Source organism: Lyngbya aestuarii BL J (assembly GCF_000478195.2).
Lineage (GTDB): Bacteria > Cyanobacteriota > Cyanobacteriia > Cyanobacteriales > Microcoleaceae > Capilliphycus > Capilliphycus aestuarii.
The window spans coordinates 1-17,805 of record NZ_AUZM01000067.1 but is presented as its reverse complement, the minus strand read 5'-3'; the positions used below and the strand labels follow the sequence as shown (position 1 = coordinate 17,805).

Below are 17,805 nucleotides of genomic sequence, written 5' to 3'. Positions count from 1 at the left end.
AGATCAACAATCAGTGTGAGTGTAGAACTCAAAAAAGTCTGACTTTTTAACGCTGAAATTGCAGGTAGACAAAAAACAAACTGGCTTAGTGTTGTTTTCAAAAGAACTATCTACATTACACAATGGTGTCTATTAAAGGGGAGGTGAATACCAAAATGACACCAAACACCTACTCTCGATTTGTGCGATTTTTACAAGAAGAGTTATGTGTTTCGCCAGCCCAGATCGCGTTTGCGGAGAAGGCTCAAGCTACGTCTGATGAAAAACAAAGATATCGTGATCCTAATCCACTATCAATGACTCTTTTGCAGTATGGATTGGTGACTTTAGAACAACTCGATAAAATCTTTGATTGGTTAGAAACTGCTTAATTAATGATCAAATACAAAGCTTCACACTTCAAATGTGGGTGGCTTCGTTGACCTTTTCAAGACAATTGAAAATGTAGGGTAGGGCAGATAAAATGGGCTTGCTAAGTCTTCGAGTTAGCCCGAATTTGATGCCCTCTAAACTGAATTTAGTTAGGCTGTAGAATATCTCCAACGATGAGCAGATTAGGGGAGTTCAAAATGGTGGATCGATCAGGCTTACAACCGGGCGATCGCTTACGAGTGATTACTCCCAGTGGTGCGCTGCGTGATCTCGAACGGTTTGAACAAGGCCTAGAAATTTGGCGATCGCGAGGTTATGATTTAGAACTGACTGCGGGTTACGATCAGCAGTGGGGTTATCTGGGTGGAACGGATCAAGCCAGACGTGATCAATTCGCCGAAGCCTTGAATGATCCTGATTGTCGGGGTATTATTTGTTCTAGAGGTGGTTTTGGGGCGACTCGTTTGCTTGAAAGTTGGCAATGGGAAAGACTCAAACCGGATTGCACTTCTAAGTTTTTAATCGGTTTTTCAGATATTACCGCTTTACTGTGGGGAAGTCTCGGGAAAACCGCAGGTGTACATGGCCCGGTGTTAACGACTTTAGGGGAAGAACCCGACTGGTCTATTAAACGTTTATTTGATTGGTTGGAAGGTCGTCCGATTGAACCGTTACAGGGAACCGGATGGGGAAATGGAACAGTGCGAGGACAGTTATTACCGGGAAATTTGACAGTGGCAACTTGTTTGCTAGGAACGGCTTACCAACCTTCGTTATCCGGTGCAATTTTAGCCTTTGAGGATGTCAATGAGGAACCCTACCGCATTGATCGAATGTTAACCCAGTGGCGGATGACCGGAGCATTACAACAAGTTGCGGGAATTGCTTTAGGGCGCTTTAGTCAGTGGGAGAAAAATATTAACCCCCATAGTTTTAAGTTAGAAGAAGTTTTGCGCGATCGCTTAGGAGATTTAGGGATTCCAATTGTTTCTGATCTGCCCTTTGGTCACGACGGAGCTAATGGGATCTTACCTGTGGGAATTATAGCAGAATTAGATGGAGAGAGAGGAATTTTAAATTGTTTGAGCGAATATTTTTAGGATTCAATGATATTAAATTCGTTTTCCATCTCACTATCAGTATCAGTCTCAGTATCAGTATCGACTAAAGGTAATAAAATTTCTACTGTTGTTCCTTGATTTCTTCCCGCACTATAGAGTTTAATTTGACCCCCCATCATCTCAACTAAGTGTTTAGAAATCACCAAACCTAGCCCCGTACTGCCGAGAGGATGAGAACGGGATTCATCTTCAACTTGAAAGGGTTGAAACAGTCGATTTTGAGTAGACGGATCAATACCAATTCCAGTATCTTGAATGGTAATAATTGCCATCAGGGTTTCTTGAGGCTTATTATTTTTGGAAGAAATGACTCGAGATTCAATTTGAGTGGAAATCGTGATGCTTCCTTTTTCGGTGAATTTAATCGAATTGCCAATGACATTAATAAAAACTTGTTTCAGTTTGGTTGGATCGGCTTTAACTCTAAGAATACTTTGATGATTTTTCCGATAAAGTAATAAGTTCTTTTGACGAATATTGGCGAGTTGTAAATAAATTGCAGCCGACAAACTCGAATGTAAATCAACCGTTCTAATCTCAACCGTGACTCGACCCGATTCTATCTTAGCGAGATCTAAAACTTGATTGAGTAAAGTCAACAAATGGATAGAAGATTGATAAGCTTGTTGTAGCATTTCTATTTCTTCTTCACGATCATCACACAAATCATCCAGTAACAACTGGAGTGAACCAATAATTCCATTCATTGGTGTTCTCAGTTCGTGAGAAGTCTGCCGAAGAAACTCATCTTTGCGACGGTTTATTTCCTGTAACGTTGCATTTTGAGCTTGTATTGTGCAACATCGATCATGAGTTAAGGCTAGCACTTGTTCAAGTTCAATTTTTTCAGCGTTCAACCGTTCTGTGGTTTGATCGAGTAACGTTGCCAGTTCAGCCTTTTCTTCTTGTAATGTATATTGTTGTTTATAACAGATGAAAGTAGTGACGCTAGCGAAAATAGCAATGAAAATACAAAAACCATAAGTCATCCAACTAAGAGATAAAAGAGATTGAGCAACCGCAGTGAGAAAAATCAATCCAGCTAAACCAGCAAACCCAATCGAGGTGTATTGCCAAATCTTAATATGCTGTGGTCGTTTTTTTCTCATTGATCACTTGCACCCATCTGTTGCCTGAAAAGTTTTACTGAGAGTCATCAATACTCTACTTACTCTATTCTATGCTATTGTCTCAAGAGATTAAACGGCAAGAGTCAGACTTGATATTTGAGTTCACAGGTCAATAAAAGTCCTTTTTCTTCCAGCTAGCTGAGTTCAACAGAATCAACAGGACTCAACCGATGCTCAACCCAATAGATCAGAAGTTTTGTCCCTAACATCACCCTGACAACCTATATAAACAACTATATAAACCATACAAAATTTAATCCCGATCTAGATTTTTCATGGCTGTGAGAGTTGACTGATATTTTGATATGATTATAGGCTGAATTACAGTTCAAGCTGTAAACCTTGACAATACCTAAAATTTTCAACTCCTCCATCTAGAATTCCTATGACTCAGAACTACCGCATTACTCTTCTTCCTGGCGACGGCATTGGCCCTGAAATTATGGCAGTGGCGGTAGATGTCCTCAAAGCCGTTGGTCAACAATTAGAGATCACCTTTGACTTTCAAGAGGCTTTAATTGGCGGTGTTGCAATTGATGCCACAGAAGAACCTTTACCCGCTGCATCTCTAGAGCAATGTCGCCAAAGTGATGCGGTACTCTTAGCTGCAATTGGGGGCTATAAATGGGATAACTTACCTCGTCATCAACGTCCAGAAACCGGACTTTTAGCGCTGAGAGCAGGGTTAGGGTTATTTGCTAATCTACGCCCCGCTACTATTTTACCCCATTTGGTGGATGCTTCCTCTCTGAAACGGGAGGTTGTAGAAGGGGTTGATATCATGGTTGTCCGAGAACTGACTGGCGGCGTTTACTTTGGTCAACCGAAGGGAATTTTTGAGACGGAAACCGGAGAGAAACGGGGAGTCAATACGATGGCTTATACCGAGTCGGAAATTGATCGCATCGGACGAGTCGGGTTTGAAACCGCTAAAAAACGAGGCGGAAAATTGTGTTCTGTTGATAAGGCTAATGTTCTTGATGTCTCTCAACTTTGGCGAGATCGGATTACACAACTTGCCGATCAATATCCTGAGATTGAATTATCTCATCTTTATGTTGATAATGCTGCAATGCAGTTGGTTCGCTGGCCGAAACAGTTTGATACGATTGTTACGGGGAATTTATTTGGCGATATTCTCTCGGATGCAGCAGCGATGTTGACGGGAAGTATTGGAATGCTTCCGTCGGCGAGTTTAGGAGAATCCGGGCCAGGGGTGTTTGAACCTGTACACGGTTCGGCGCCAGATATTGCTGGACAAGATAAAGCTAACCCCCTCGCTCAAGTTCTCAGTGCCGCGATGATGTTACGCTATGGTTTAGATCAACCGTCTGCGGCAGACAAAATCGAACAGGCTGTATTGAAAGTGCTGGATTGGGGATATCGTACTGGAGATATCGGATCAGAAGGAATGAAACTGGTGGGATGTCGGGAAATGGGAGAAATATTGCTCAAAGCACTCGCAGAACCGGACGCTTAAGTATTGGGAATTATTGAGGTAATTCAACAGTAAAAGTGGTTAAATTCTTTTGACTGCTGACTTTAATCTCTCCTCGCAGTTGTTCAACTAATTTCTGCACTAAAGCTAAACCTAACCCAGTTCCGCCTTGTTTCCAGGGATCAGCATTGGGAACTCGATAAAATTTATCAAAAATTTTGGGAAGTTCTTTTTCTGAAATTTCTGCTTGGTTTGTAATCGTAAATTTCACCCCCAATGGTTTTGAATGTTCTTCATTATTCTTCGGCTTCAAGGATTTTTTGGAAGAGTGGGTTTCAGTTGCCGTTTTGTTTCGGACGGTTAAACAAACTTCACCGCCATTCGGAGTATACTTACAAGCGTTATTGAGCAACTCTGCTAAAATTCGTTCTAAACTACTAGAATTGGTTAGAATAGAAGGCAAATTTTTAGGAGATTTAACGTTAAGGACTTGCTGGCGCTCTTGAGTTCGAGAATAGAAGGGTTTAAGAATCTGAGGTAGCCATTGGGATAACTCCACAGTTTCTAAAGAAATCGGCATTGAGGAGACTTCGAGTTTTTGTAAATCCAACAAATCATTAATTAAGTTTGTTTCTCTTGTCCACTCCTGTTCTAAAATACTAATATAGCGTTGAACTTGCTCATTTTGCGAGACTAACTTCATCATATGAATTGCCATTTTCATATTGGTTAGAGGAGTCCGTAGTTCGTGAGAAACGGTACTGAGAAAATCATCTTTCAGCTTATTGAGTTGCTGAAGTTCCTTGACTTTTTGTTGAAGTTCTGAGGTTCGTTCTTGAACTTGACGTTCTAGATCGGTATTCAAATCTTGAACTTGACGGTATAATTGAGCTTGTTGAATAGCGATCGCTAGTTGAGTCGCTAACTGTTGTAAAACCGTAATTTCTGAGGGCTGCCACTGACGAGAAGCCGAACATTGATGAGCCGCAATCATCCCCCAAAGTTGTCCATCTTGGAGAATCGGAACAACGAGATAAGCCTGTATTTGCTCTTTGTTTAGACGTTCAAGTTCTTCTGGTGTTAATCTGCTATTTTGTAAATTAGAAATCGCATAAACTGAATCCGTCTCAAAGGCAGTTAAATAATCTTTGACAATCTGTTTTTTTAACTTTTTATCGAGGAGGGGTTGCCATCCCGGAGCTACAGATTCAGCGACTCGTTGAGCCGCCTTATTTGCCATGACGTGATAAATTAGCACTCGATCTGCACTTAATACTAACCGCACTTCTGCAACGGTTGTATTCAGAATATCCTCAATATCAAGTGATTGATGAATCTGAAAAGAAATCTTGGCAAATAAGCGTTCCCGTTGAAGTTGTTCATACAGTTTCGCCGTGCGTTCTTGAACAAGGGCTTCGAGTTGGGCGGCTCGACTTTCGAGTAAATCAAATTTTTCAGATTGTAATTGATCAACAGATTGCTGTAAATTGCGAACCACCCGATACATTTCTGTCGGATCGAGCATTCGCAACAAACTCATCTGAGAGATAATTCCAATCAGTTCTCCTTGTTCACCACAAACAATCAATCGTTGCACTTGCTGGTGTTGCATCTCCTGGTGGGCTACCCAGAGAGAATCACCTGATTTTAGACTAAAAAATGAACTTCCGGCGATTACGGTTTCGGCTGTAATTCGAGATAAATCTAATTCTAAATATTGAGCTTGGACAATATCAAATGCCGTGACAATTCCAATCGGATTGAGTTGCTTCTTGCGAGAAGATTGATAAATGACGACACAACTGGCTTGATGAGCCGACATCATTTGCGCTAAACTCAGCAACGAAGTGATCGCAGGTGCAGTTACAGGCTTGCGAGTGACTTCATCCCCTACTCGTCGTAAACGCAAAATATTAGACGGTTGTAGCACCCTCCGAATCCGTTCTGGAGTAATCACTCCTCGCAAATCTCCTTGAGAATTGAGAACGGGTAAATGATAAATTTGATGCTGTCGAAACAACGATAAAGCGGTGAAAATATCCTGATCTTCAGATTCGACTAAATTCACAGTCGAAGGCGACATCACCTCACTAATTCGGGTTTTGTGTAAGCGAACTTCAGCCGGATAATCTAATAAACCCGTTGCCAATAGTTGCAAAATCTCTTGTTCGGTGACAATTCCCTGTAAAGTCGAAATTTCCGACGACGAAGTTGATTTTTCTCCGTCTACAATCAAAACACAGTCAGATTGAGTTTGATTGGAGTCCAGCAATCGATCTAATCCGTTACCATTCTCTGGGGTCTGAACAGTGGGTAAAGGGTTACTCCGATTAAGTTGACCGATTAACTGAATCACTTGATAAAGTGAGGTGTCTGGTGTAACGATAATCGGGTTCCGATCAATGGCCTGTTCTAAGGCGGAAGAATACTGAGGCAGTTGGTTGACGGGCATAACTCATCAAAAAATATGAATAAAAATTTGGATCATTTCACCGCTAAACCGATCTGTGGGGGAGCGCAGCATCCTCACCTCAATGTACTTTGTGGCGTAGATCTCCTGACTCCATTAAGATCAAAGCAATTCCAATGTAAAGTTTTAATAAGTTTGAAACCATGAATGAACCTTTAAGTCTAGAAACCATTGCAACTCAACTGGAAAGCGAAAACTCCCGAGATCGGATGTTGGCGTTAGCCTCTCTACGGCAAGTTTCCCCGATAGAAGCAGTTCCGTTGATCAAGAAGGTCTTAAATGATCCCAACTTACCGATTCGTTCGATGGCGGTGTTTGCACTGGGTATCAAACCAACAGAGGAGTGCTACCCAATTTTAGTCGAATTGTTGAAATCTGATCCAGATTACGGGATTCGAGCGGATGCAGCAGGTGCTTTAGGGTATCTCGAAGATATTCGAGCTTTTGAACCTTTGGTGCGGGCTTTTTATGAAGATACAGACTGGTTAGTGCGGTTTAGTGCGGCTGTTTCTTTAGGAAATCTCAAGGATATTCGCGCTCACGATGCCTTAATGCAAGCGTTAGACTCAAAAGAGATTGTGATTCAACAAGCGGCGATCGCAGCGTTGGGTGAGATCAAAGATAAAGATGCGATTGACGCGATTTTACGGTTTGCTCAGTCGGAAGATTGGTTAGTGCGACAACGGCTTTCAGAAGCGTTAGGAAACTTACCCAGTTCTAAGAGTATAGCAGCCTTGAAATATTTAGCTAAAGATAATCATCCCCAAGTGAAGAAAGCGGCGGAATTCTCACTTCGTCGTTTGAGTGAAGCCGAAACGCTGTAAACCCGAAACGGAGTTAGGAAGTAGGGCGTGGGGACTAGGCTCCCCATTTCCCGATCTTTTTTTCTTTTACACTGTTGATCAACTTGTGCTTAAACTCAGGTATTTTTTAATATGAACCTAGAGATTTTTTTCGAGATTCATCAAGGTTTACCGCGTGAGGGGCCAGGTGATTTTGAGTCTACACAAAAGGCTTACTCTCAGTTAACAGATTTACCTTCCCAACCGCTAATTTTGGACTTGGGTTGTGGCCCGGGAATGCAAAGTTTTCATCTGCTTGAACTCTCAAACGGTAAAATAATCGCCGTTGATAATCATCAACCTTTTCTCGAGCAATTACATCAGGAAGCGGTGAGAAAGGGAGTTCGAGATCGCTTAGAAATTGTTAATGCTGATATGTCTGCTTTGAACTTTGATCACAATAGTTTTGATGTAATTTGGGCGGAAGGTTCGGCTTATAGTATTGGGTTTAAAAATGCGCTTCGGAGTTGGAAACTGTTCTTAGATCGGAAGAGCAAGGCTATTTAGCAGTAACAGAGATTTCTTGGATGAATTCTAATCCACCCGAAGAATTAAAACAATTCTGGGCTGAAGAATATCCTCAAATGCAGGAGATCGAATCCAATTTAACCCTAATTAATCAAGCTGGATATCGTTTAGTTGATTATTTTGTGCTTCCCGAGTCGGCTTGGTGGGTGAATTATTACACACCGCTTGAACAAAAATTGATCACTTTATCTCAAAAGTATAAAGATGATGTGGAGAAACTTGCGGTCATTGAACTTCATCAACGTGAAATTGATTTATATCGCCAATATTCTACTTATTATGGATATGTTTTTTATCTCCTACAAGTTTGAAATTTAAAACCCGGTAACTTTCGCGAACCTGGGTTTTTGGGGTGTAGAATATTATAATATTTATAATAAAAATTCTAGCTAAACAAGGCTTATGCAGATTAAAGCAGTGAGGAAGATAGTAGAGTTAAAAGAGTCCGATCTTCAATAGTGTTCAATTTTTCTTTAAACATCCAGAAAGTTTATCGGGTTTGACTTCTATTTTTTCAGAAGATAAACTTAGAGGTAATTTAACAGTAAAAGTTGTTCCTCTCCCCAGTTCACTCTCAACACTAACTTCACCTTGATGTAAATCTACAGCTTGTTTAACAATAGAAAGTCCTAATCCTGTCCCCTTAATTTTACCAACATTAGTAGCCCGTTCAAATTGTTGAAATAGTTTTTGAAAGTAGTTGGGTGGAATTCCAATTCCTTGATCTTTAACCCGAAATATCACTTGTTGCCAATTACAGCTAATCTCTAAAACAATTTGCCCTCCATCTGGAGAATACTTAATTGCGTTTGAGAGTAAATTACTCAAGATATAATACAAAAGTTTACGGTCTAGATTCGCTTGATAATAATTGCAATTATAATTTAATTGTAAAGTGTGTTTTTCGGTGACAGAGGTTTTATATTCTTCAAATAAATTCTGGCAAAATTCAATCAGATCCATCGGTTGCGGTTGAAAGGGATGTTGATCCGCTTCTGAACGAATTAAAAATAAAATATCTTCGAGGATCTCATCCATATTGTCAATAGAAGTGCGGATTAAGTCTAGATGCTTTTGTCTTTTCTGAGTCGATAACTGCTCTCCATATTCATGCAAAATTCCTGCAATTGCCTGAATGACAGTCATGCGGTTGCGTAAATTATGAGAAGCCCGAGAAAGGTGTTGGGATTTTTCTTGACATTTAGTTTCCGCATTTTGTGCAGACTGTTGAAGTTGGAGCGCTTGTTGATGTTTACTCAGTGCAATTTGAATTGTTGCGTGTAGTTCTCGTTCATTAAAAGGTTTAAGAATATAACCATAAGAACCCGTACCTTGAGCGCGTTTTAAAATTTGATCATCAGCATAAGCGGTGACATAAATCACCGGAATAAAATAAGATTTATAAATCTCAGCCGCCGTTTCTATACCATCGCAATCTCCTTCGATTACAATATCCATTAGGATCAAATCTGGGTAAAACTCACGGGTTCGTTGAATCGCTTCTTCCCCCGAAGCTACAATATCAATGATTTTATAGCCTAACTTTTCTAGCTTACGGGCTAACCCCTGAGCAATCAAAAATTCATCTTCAACAATCAGAATCTTAGCCTGACTCATTACTCACAACCTGTTGATTCGTTTTTACAAAACTGTTTGTTAAAATGCTGATTGAACGTTGCTTTCTCAGTCAATACTGAAATGATGATCAGTTGTTTTATTTTGGACAAAGACAACGAAAATTTTCTGAAAGATTAAACGGTTAACAGGCAAAAGTTGAGCTGAACTTAACATAATCTAAAATACACGTTATGAAAAAAAGCGCATCTGTCTTTTGTTTAATTTTATCGTTATTGTAGCTAAATTATCGGTGATCCCGATCCTCTACCCCTCAGCCCGATAGACAGACACTACAGGTTGAAACCTGAAAATGTAACAAATTTTACAATTTTACCCAAATTCAAAATTGTAAGTTAATCTATAAATAGAGGAAATCAAGTCAGGGATCAAGGAATTCATACGATAAATGGATAAGTAGAAGTACAGGAGGCGAAAAAAGCTTTACTCCTGTTCCCTCTTTCTATGCAATCCTCAATTTCCTCTCTTTCAGTCTTCACGACACGCTAAGAGGTTAAATTCATGGTTTCATCACTACAAGTACCTGCGGCGGCACCGACACCGGCCTACATTTGTCCTTTTGATCGCACCTGTAGCTATTTACAGCAAGCCGCAGATGAACTCCAAATTGATCCAAATGTAATCGTCATCCTTGAACAACCCCGCAAAGTTGTCACCGTTTCGATTCCCGTTAAACTTGATAATGGTCAGGTCAAAGTCCTCGCCGGACATCGGGTGCAACATTGTGATGTTCTTGGCCCCTACAAAGGCGGAACCCGTTATCATCCAGCCGTTAGTTTACAAGAATTATCTGCCCTGGCGATGTTAATGACGTGGAAATGCGCCTTATTAGGAATTCCCTATGGGGGTGCAAAAGGCGGAATTGCTATTAATCCCAGTCATTATAGTTTAGGTGAACTCGAACGGATTACCCGTCGCTATGTGAGTGAACTCATTAAAGATATCGGCCCGGAATTAGATATTCCTGCCCCCGATATTGGTACTTCATCTCGGGAAATGGCTTGGATGATGGATACCTATTCAATGAATATGGGTCGGGCAATTCCAGGCGTTGTTACGGGTAAACCCTTGTCTATTGGCGGTTCTAAAGGGCGAGATTTAGCCACAGGACGGGGCGTAATGATTGCAGTACGAGAGGCTTTACTCGAACAAAATCGCAGTTTGAAAGGCGTTAAAATTGTGATTCAAGGCTTCGGAAAAGTCGGAGCGGCAGCAGCACAACTATTCCATGAAGCGGGTGCTAAAATATTAGCCGTTTCTGATGTTTCTGGTGGAATTTTTAACGAACAGGGGTTAGATATTCCGGCACTTCAACTCTATGCAGCCCAAAACAATTATAGTATTGCTGGATTTTCGGGCGGTGAAATGATTTCTAATGCAGAACTCTTGACTTTACCTTGTGAAGTGTTGATTCCGGCTGCATTGGAAGATCAAATTACTGAAGAAAATGCGGGTCAAATTCAAGCAAAAATTGTCGTAGAAGCAGCGAATGCACCGATTACGTTAATCGCTGATCAAATACTAGAAACAAAAGGCGTGATGGTGCTACCCGATATTCTCGCCAATGCGGGGGGTGTGGTTGTGAGTTATTTAGAATGGGTGCAAGGTCAATCCTATGTTTTTTGGGATGAAAAACGGGTTAACCGAGAAATGGAAAAATTGATGGTACACGCTTATCATCGAGTTAGTGAACGTTCACAAAAACAGGGCGTTTCTATGCGTTTGGCGGCTTATACTTTGGGAGTGGGTCGTGTAGCACAGGCGTTAAGCGATCGAGGGTTGTATCCGTAAGTCTTTAAAAGGTTTGTTTAGACTTAATTGGAGATGGGGTTGAGCGAAAAAACTCAATATTAGTTCAGCTTTTTTGGGTTTAAATCTCGTTCAACTCCACCGCAAATTTTAGAGCTTTTACACTGTTACAGAGGTTCAAAAGCGGTTACTTTTCCCCCTAAAGCATTGACAATGGTTTCAGTATTTGACACTAGCATTTTGATGTAACTATCGCCTTCACTTCCGGGCGCACCAATTGAGTCTGAATAAAGTTCGGTTGGGGCTAATTTTACTCCCGCTTCTTGGGCGACAGTTGTGATTAATTTGGGGTTAATTGTGGTTTCTGCAAAAATAGCAGGAACTTTACTTTTGCGAATCGAATCGGCTAATTGACTCACGGTTTGAGCGCTGGGTTGTTCTTCGGTACTAATTCCGATTAAAGTTCCGGTGATCTCTAAACCATAAGCATTTGCATAATATTGAAACGCATCGTGAGTAGTGACTAATCGGCGTTGGTTTTCAGGAATTGTGGCAATTTGTTGGGTAATCCAAGTATTGAGTTGTTGTAATTCTTGGATCAGTTTGGCTGCATTTTGAGTGAATATTTCTTGATCTTCGGGCGAAAGTTTGATTAAATTATCTCGAATCGTATTTACCATAATAATAACATTTTCTACATTTCCCCAAACGTGCGGATCTGGTTCAGTTTGTCCGTCATATTCCATCTCTAAAGGTGAGGCAATTTCCCCGACAGCAACTTTCTTTGCTCCGACTCCTGCCGCATTCATTAATTTAATTAATCCGGGTTCCAAATTGTAGCCATTATAAAAGATTAAATCTGCTTCTTCAAAGGCAATACTATCTTGAGGAACAGGTTCATAAACATGAGGATCAGCACCGGGTTCTAAAATTCCTTGGTGTTCAATTTCGTCGCCCCCAACAGTTTCGGTTAAATCCGCAATAATGGTACTGGTTGAAACCACTTGAGGTTTATCGCTATCAGAAGTATTCGTCACTTCATTTTGAGTACAACTACTTAATAAAGTTCCGAGTATAATTCCGACTGTCGTCAACCTTAAGACAGAATTTAAAGCCCAATCAATACTCACGTTTAACCTCTCTTTTGAATGATTTTCATATTCTTTTCATTTATTATTTCATAATTCTTTCATTTTGTGATACTCTATAGACTGTAGCGACGAATAATTAAGCGATGGACACCCTACGATTCTTTGACAATAGCGTTAGTTCTGCTCAATTGGAATCTGTCTCTATGGGGATTCCGGAAATTACTGTAAATAACATCAGCGTTCAATATCGAGGCGTTGAGGCGTTACGAGACATTACTTTGGAGATCAAACCTGGACGTTTAACCGGAATTATTGGCCCCAACGGTGCGGGGAAAAGTACGTTGATGAAGGCAATGTTAGGGTTAATTCCGGCGACGGGTGATCCTGTTTTCTACGGAAGTCAACCCCTGAGTCAACAACGTCAGCGCGTGGCTTATGTTCCTCAGCGATCGCAAATTGATTGGACTTATCCGGCGACAGTTTGGGATGTGGTAATGATGGGAAGAATTCGTAAAACGGGGTGGTTTCGTCGCTTTTCTACAGTGAGTCATCGTCGAGTGGCGGAGGCGTTAGAAAGAGTCGGAATGACTGCTTATAAAAATCGTCCGATTGGTCAATTATCGGGGGGTCAACAACAGCGTGTATTTTTAGCACGAAGTCTAGCCCAAGAAGCGGAGATTTTTTGTTTTGATGAACCCTTTGTGGGGATTGATCAAAAAACCGAGAATATCATTTTTAAAATCTTTCGAGATTTAGCAGATTCCGGTAAGTTAGTGTTAGTAATTAATCACGATTTAGGAGAATCAATTACTAATTTTGATGATATTATTCTATTGAATAAAGAACTGATTGCGGCGGGTCGGCGTCAACAGGTTCTCCAAGAAGAAAACTTAAACCAGGCTTATGGCGGAAAGGTAATGTTCTTTTCTGGAAATGCAGCTTAAGTTTTAAAGGAGTAGCTGAAAGTTAGTAAAATCAGATGTGGGATATTTTAATAGAACCTTTACAATATAGTTTTATGCAACGATCTTTGATTGTTGCGATTTTAGTGGGTTTAATTTGTGCGGTTGTTGGTAGTTATTTGATGGTACAACGGCTCGCTTTATTGGGGGATGCGATTAGTCATTCTGTGTTACCGGGGTTAGCAATTGCCTATATTGTGGGTGCGAATATTTTTATTGGTGCGTTTATTGCGGGGGTGATTAGTACCGTTTTTATTAATTTAATTCGGACTCGCAGTAATATTAAAGAAGATGCGGCAATGGGAATTGTTTTCTCTGCCTTTTTTGCCTTGGGAATTACGTTAATTACTATTATTCAAAAAGATAATAAAATAGACCTCAATCATTTCTTGTTTGGTAATATTCTTGGGGTGACATTGGGAGATGTTAGAGATACTGCAATTATTGCTGTAATTGTGATTTTAATTGTTGTTTTAATCTATAAAGAACTACTGTTTTATACCTTTGATCCTTTAGGTGCAGAAGCCGTTGGTTTACCTGTAAACTTACTCAATTTTGGGTTAATGGTGTTAATCGCTTTAACCATTGTCGCCAGTTTAAAAGCCGTTGGGGTGGTGTTAGTTTTATCGCTGTTAATTACTCCGGCAGGAACTGCTTATTTACTTGTTAGTCGTTTACATCATATGATGTTTTGTGGGGTAGGAGTTGGGGTACTTTCGAGTATTACGGGAATGTATCTCAGTTATTATTATAATCTTCCTTCTGGCCCTGCTATTGTATTAGTTGCATCAGGATTCTTTACTTTCGCCTTTCTATTTAGTCCGACTCAAGGACTTCTCACCCATCCACCCACAACCCCCCAACAACCCGCATTTATCAGAGAGTTAAAAAGTTTAATTAAACGTTCTTAAATCGAGAGGGTGACAATTTCACTGGTAGAAGTTGGTTGAGGAATCGGTTGACCACTTTCTTGTAAATCTTCAAGATGAAATGAAATGGCTTCCTGAATCAATTGCAATACTTCCTCTTTTGTTTCTCCTACGGCAACACATCCGGGTAAATCTGGAACATAAGCCCCGTAGCTTGATGTTCCTTTTTCTAGAATTACAGTGTATTTTAACAGTTTGCTCATTAGAATATTACTCCTTTACTTCAATCCGGCTTGTTTTAAAACGCTGTTGAGTGTTCCGGGTGGCATATCTACACTTAATTTCCCGGAAACGGTAACTGTTCCAGCTTTATTTGGATGGTGAAATTGTCGATGACTTCCTCGTATCCTTACTTGATACCATCCATCCTTTTCTAGCAACTTGATAACATCCTTTACTTTCATCAATATTTTTTAAAAACAACCCGCTGTTAATTTAATGTTATCGGTATTTAATCAGTGGAGGATTTGTATTTCATTAAACTAGCTGGCCATTTTGCATCTTTCAGTAACGGACGCAAATCTTCAGCAACACGACTGGCTAATATTTCCTGTCCAACTGCATTCGGATGAATTACATCATCCTGTCGATGTTTGGGATTATCCAAAACTCCTTTAAAGATTTGGGGAATTAGATAAGCTTGGGTTTCTTGAGCAACTTTTTCAAACATTTCTTTGTAAGGATCATTGAGCAAACCGGGGTTAATTCCCAATAAAACAACTATCGCCCCCTGTTGTTGAATTTGAGTAATAATTTGTCGTAAGTTTTCTTCAGTTTCAGCAAGAGGAACTTTTCTCAGATAATCATTTCCGCCAAGTTCAACAATAACTAACCAGGGGTTTTGGGATATTACATCCTCTTGAAGTCGATTTAATCCCATTGCTGTGGTATCTCCGGCGACACCTTTATTTAGAATTGGTAAACCCAGTTTACGACTGAGAACATTCGGAAAAGCTTCCGCTTCTGCGACACCATATCCGGATGCAATACTATCACCTAAAACGATTATTTGTTCGCCAACACCCGCATCTAGATTTTTAACATAATCCAATCCCTGACTACAGCCCATCGCGACTATAAGCCCAGCCAAAAATAACAGAAAAGAACAGAACCATCGACGAGTTTTCATCGCAAATACTATTAGATTGAGAAGGTATAACTTGAGTTTAAATTATTTTTGGGGGTAATAAGCGACTCGCAATATCGGAAATTTTGGGATTACAAGCTTGTAAATAGTCTACCCATTCCCAAAACGCCCAATCCCATAATAAATTATAGCTTGTACTCAGATAATTTTGCCACTCGGGATGAATCAAAATTCCTTGATTCTCGACATCAAAATAATACAAGGGTTTTCTACTTTCAAAATAATCCTCACTTAACTCTCGGATTTTACGATTTATTTTTCCATCTTTTTCGCCGAATAGTTCCAATTCAAAAAAAGGTCTAATTAAACGATAGGGAACATATCGCATTAGTTGGGAAGTGAGAGCGTCTAAGGGAGATAACGCCAAATTTTTTCGGAGTTGGTTAAGGTCATTTTGAGTCAATTGTTGAGGCGGTTTAAATTGGAGAAAATTACTATAAGTTAAACCGTTTAACATCTCGGGAATTTTGTCTTGAGTTCCGAAAGAAAGCTGAGAATAAAAATGAGGATACCAACTCAGCGTTAACATTTCCACTGTCAGGGTTTGATAGAGCAATAAATTTACAGAATTGCCTGTTTGTTGATGAACAATATTTAAAATTGAGAGAAAAAACAAATATTTATAAGAATTTGTCGTCTTTTCAAACAGGCGACCCAAAACCTCAAGGTTCAACTGTTTTGACGGGGGAAATGATGTCATGTTCAACCGAGTTAATCTTTGTGAGCAATGACATAATAACGCCAAGGTGCGGGATAACCTTCTATTGTTAAAGACTGATTTTCAGGATCGAGAAATTCCGATAAACTATCAATCTCCGCCCAACTGGTGCGGCGTTGTTCTGCGGTAGAGAGCGGTTCAGCAAAGAAACAATTAATTTTATTAAAACCTGCTCGATTAATCCAATTTTCTAAGCATGATTGAGTCGGGAGAAACCAAATCCCTCGCGCCCGTGCATAACGTTTTTGAGGGGTTAATGCTACAGGTAAATCTCCGGGTATTCCCTGACAGTCAATAATAATTTCTCCGTTTTTTTTCAGAGATTTGTGCAGTTTTCGCAGTAAACCTACTGGGTCAGTATGATGATACAAAATCCCCAAACAGAAAATGGTATCAAAAAAATCGGGATAAAGGTCAATATGTTCAACCCCTAACAGTTCAAAGTGAAGCATTTTCTGTTGGACAATATTTTGAACCAGTTGAAAGTTCCAGAAGTGTTTAGCATAGGGTTCAAAACCAATCACACAGGCTGGTTTTTGATGCGCCATTCTAAACATAAAATAACCATTATGACAGCCAATATCTGCAACTTTACGGTCGGTTAGTGATTGAATATGCGGTAAAATTCGTTCCCATTTCCAATCAGAACGCCATTCGGCATCTATAAAGGTTCCAAATAGTTCAAACGGCCCTTTTTTCCAGGGAGAAAATACTTTTAAGGCTTGATTAAATCGTTGCTGTTGTTCGAGAGAGAGTTCATCTCCTTGACCAACTTTGACCACTGAACCCGAAAAATTAAACTCGTTACTTTGAATATCTCTAACCGCTTGAACCGCTTGATAATATCGCTTACTTTTGGGTTCAAATAGTTGTGTTTGTCGTTCCTGACGGATTGCTAAAATTGTTTCAGATTCAATATCATCATTGTATTGTTCAAGATAGTCAGGCGCGACATAACCCAGGCTTTCATCTAACATTTCACTTCGAGATAACACCGATATTTTTAATGATAACAGTAATCTAGACAAAACTTAGAAAAATATTGCATAATAAAAAGTAAGTATTTAGGAGAAAACCATGACCGTTACGATGTTTAAATGGTCATTAGACCGATATCACGAAGCGCTCGTTAAAGGGTCAATTCGAGAAGATGATCGCATAGAATTATTAAGAGGAGATTTAGTTGTTATGTCACCTGAGAGAGAACCTCATGCTTACTACACTTCAAAAGTTAGTGATTATTTGCGGGAACTGCTAGGGACTCAAGTTAAAGTTAGAGAAGGTCATCCGATAACATTACCGAATAATTCTGAACCCGAACCCGATATTGCAATTGTTCAACCTTTGGGTAAAGAATACCTCAATCATCATCCCTATCCTGAGAATATTTTTTGGATTATTGAATTTTCTAACACTTCCTTAGAGAAAGATTTAGGCTTAAAGAAATCCATCTATGCTGAAGCAAAAATTCAAGAATATTGGGTGGCGAATCTAAAAGGATCAGAGTTAAAAGTGTTTAGAAATCTAAGTAATGATAATTATACTGAAGAATTAACTTTAACAACAGGAACAATTTCACCTCTACCTTTTCCAAAGATTTTAATCGAAGTTCAACAGTTGATATTTTCTTAAACCCTATTTAGACTTTAAAGCCACAAACGAAATAAAGTTAT

At 39.8% G+C, this 17,805-nt stretch carries 19 protein-coding genes; 10 read left to right on the top strand and 9 right to left on the bottom strand.

Features of this window, described 5'->3' with window-relative positions; translation table 11 throughout:
* Positions 1 to 155: 155 nt before the first annotated feature.
* Positions 156 to 371 carry a DUF2949 domain-containing protein gene (locus tag M595_RS21745; RefSeq protein ID WP_023068626.1) on the top strand — a complete coding sequence of 72 codons (216 nt, stop codon included), beginning with the start codon at positions 156 to 158 and terminating at the stop codon, positions 369 to 371.
* Between the two features lie 198 nt (positions 372 to 569).
* Positions 570 to 1,472: a S66 peptidase family protein gene (locus M595_RS21740; RefSeq protein WP_023068627.1), complete on the top strand. Its 903-nt coding sequence runs from the start codon at positions 570 to 572 to the stop codon at positions 1,470 to 1,472.
* Here the strand turns inward: M595_RS21740 and M595_RS21735 are convergent.
* Positions 1,469 to 2,602 (bottom strand): sensor histidine kinase, encoded by a 1,134-nt coding sequence (locus M595_RS21735; protein WP_023068621.1) that lies wholly within the window; start codon positions 2,600 to 2,602, stop codon positions 1,469 to 1,471. The genes M595_RS21740 and M595_RS21735 overlap by 4 nt on opposite strands.
* Before the next feature lie 406 nt (positions 2,603 to 3,008).
* On the opposite strand from M595_RS21735, the gene leuB reads away from it, so the two are divergent.
* Positions 3,009 to 4,103: a 3-isopropylmalate dehydrogenase gene (leuB, locus tag M595_RS21730; RefSeq protein WP_040484485.1), complete on the top strand. Its 1,095-nt coding sequence runs from the start codon at positions 3,009 to 3,011 to the stop codon at positions 4,101 to 4,103.
* Positions 4,104 to 4,113: 10 nt separating this feature from the next.
* Here the strand turns inward: leuB and M595_RS21725 are convergent, their stop codons facing one another.
* Positions 4,114 to 6,513: a CBS domain-containing protein gene (locus M595_RS21725; RefSeq protein ID WP_023068641.1), complete on the bottom strand. Its 2,400-nt coding sequence runs from the start codon at positions 6,511 to 6,513 to the stop codon at positions 4,114 to 4,116.
* A gap of 161 nt (positions 6,514 to 6,674) precedes the next feature.
* Here M595_RS21725 and M595_RS21720 point away from each other — a divergent pair, with 161 nt between their 5' ends.
* The 3 genes from M595_RS21720 to M595_RS32480 all read left to right on the top strand — a co-directional run bounded on the left by M595_RS21720 (position 6,675) and on the right by M595_RS32480 (position 8,212).
* Positions 6,675 to 7,355 (top strand): HEAT repeat domain-containing protein, encoded by a 681-nt coding sequence (locus M595_RS21720; protein WP_023068616.1) that lies wholly within the window; start codon positions 6,675 to 6,677, stop codon positions 7,353 to 7,355.
* Positions 7,356 to 7,466: 111 nt separating this feature from the next.
* Positions 7,467 to 7,880 carry a class I SAM-dependent methyltransferase gene (locus M595_RS32485; protein WP_023068618.1) on the top strand — a complete coding sequence of 138 codons (414 nt, stop codon included), beginning with the start codon at positions 7,467 to 7,469 and terminating at the stop codon, positions 7,878 to 7,880.
* A gap of 20 nt (positions 7,881 to 7,900) precedes the next feature.
* Complete coding sequence (locus tag M595_RS32480; protein ID WP_238987120.1) at positions 7,901 to 8,212, top strand: hypothetical protein; 312 nt, start codon at positions 7,901 to 7,903, stop codon at positions 8,210 to 8,212.
* A 151-nt stretch (positions 8,213 to 8,363) separates the two neighbouring features.
* Here the strand turns inward: M595_RS32480 and M595_RS21710 are convergent, their stop codons facing one another.
* Entirely contained in the window at positions 8,364 to 9,518 is a 1,155-nt protein-coding gene (locus tag M595_RS21710; protein WP_023068633.1) for a hybrid sensor histidine kinase/response regulator, read from the bottom strand.
* A gap of 519 nt (positions 9,519 to 10,037) precedes the next feature.
* Here M595_RS21710 and M595_RS21705 point away from each other — a divergent pair.
* Positions 10,038 to 11,327 carry a Glu/Leu/Phe/Val family dehydrogenase gene (locus tag M595_RS21705; protein WP_023068634.1) on the top strand — a complete coding sequence of 430 codons (1,290 nt, stop codon included), beginning with the start codon at positions 10,038 to 10,040 and terminating at the stop codon, positions 11,325 to 11,327.
* Positions 11,328 to 11,452: 125 nt separating this feature from the next.
* Here M595_RS21705 and M595_RS21700 read toward each other — a convergent pair whose 3' ends face one another.
* The gene (locus M595_RS21700; RefSeq protein ID WP_040484484.1) at positions 11,453 to 12,415 is read right to left on the bottom strand and encodes a metal ABC transporter substrate-binding protein; all 963 of its coding nucleotides are present in this window, start codon (positions 12,413 to 12,415) and stop codon (positions 11,453 to 11,455) included.
* 104 nt (positions 12,416 to 12,519) lie between these two features.
* Between M595_RS21700 and M595_RS21695 the strand changes: the two genes are divergently transcribed.
* On the top strand, positions 12,520 to 13,320 hold the full coding sequence (locus tag M595_RS21695) for a metal ABC transporter ATP-binding protein (protein ID WP_040484483.1): 801 nt from the start codon (positions 12,520 to 12,522) through the stop codon (positions 13,318 to 13,320).
* 35 nt (positions 13,321 to 13,355) lie between these two features.
* A complete protein-coding gene (locus M595_RS21690) occupies positions 13,356 to 14,249 on the top strand; it encodes a metal ABC transporter permease (protein WP_023068630.1) in 894 nt (297 codons plus the stop codon).
* Here the strand turns inward: M595_RS21690 and M595_RS21685 are convergent.
* Genes M595_RS21685 through cmoB form a run of 5 tightly spaced genes read right to left on the bottom strand, consistent with a single transcriptional unit; the run spans position 14,246 to position 17,127 of the window.
* Positions 14,246 to 14,470 carry a type II toxin-antitoxin system HicB family antitoxin gene (locus M595_RS21685; RefSeq protein WP_023068625.1) on the bottom strand — a complete coding sequence of 75 codons (225 nt, stop codon included), beginning with the start codon at positions 14,468 to 14,470 and terminating at the stop codon, positions 14,246 to 14,248. The two genes, M595_RS21690 and M595_RS21685, sit on opposite strands and share 4 nt — an antisense overlap.
* Before the next feature lie 15 nt (positions 14,471 to 14,485).
* The gene (locus M595_RS21680) at positions 14,486 to 14,671 is read right to left on the bottom strand and encodes a type II toxin-antitoxin system HicA family toxin (RefSeq protein WP_023068622.1); all 186 of its coding nucleotides are present in this window, start codon (positions 14,669 to 14,671) and stop codon (positions 14,486 to 14,488) included.
* 47 nt (positions 14,672 to 14,718) lie between these two features.
* Positions 14,719 to 15,396: a GDSL-type esterase/lipase family protein gene (locus M595_RS21675; RefSeq protein WP_040484482.1), complete on the bottom strand. Its 678-nt coding sequence runs from the start codon at positions 15,394 to 15,396 to the stop codon at positions 14,719 to 14,721.
* A gap of 37 nt (positions 15,397 to 15,433) precedes the next feature.
* Entirely contained in the window at positions 15,434 to 16,114 is a 681-nt protein-coding gene (locus M595_RS21670; RefSeq protein WP_052001843.1) for a hypothetical protein, read from the bottom strand.
* An 11-nt stretch (positions 16,115 to 16,125) separates the two neighbouring features.
* Positions 16,126 to 17,127: a tRNA 5-methoxyuridine(34)/uridine 5-oxyacetic acid(34) synthase CmoB gene (cmoB, locus tag M595_RS21665; protein WP_238987119.1), complete on the bottom strand. Its 1,002-nt coding sequence runs from the start codon at positions 17,125 to 17,127 to the stop codon at positions 16,126 to 16,128.
* Between the two features lie 82 nt (positions 17,128 to 17,209).
* Here cmoB and M595_RS21660 point away from each other — a divergent pair, with 82 nt between their 5' ends.
* Positions 17,210 to 17,764 carry a Uma2 family endonuclease gene (locus M595_RS21660; RefSeq protein ID WP_023068629.1) on the top strand — a complete coding sequence of 185 codons (555 nt, stop codon included), beginning with the start codon at positions 17,210 to 17,212 and terminating at the stop codon, positions 17,762 to 17,764.
* The last annotated feature ends 41 nt before the right edge of the window (positions 17,765 to 17,805 follow it).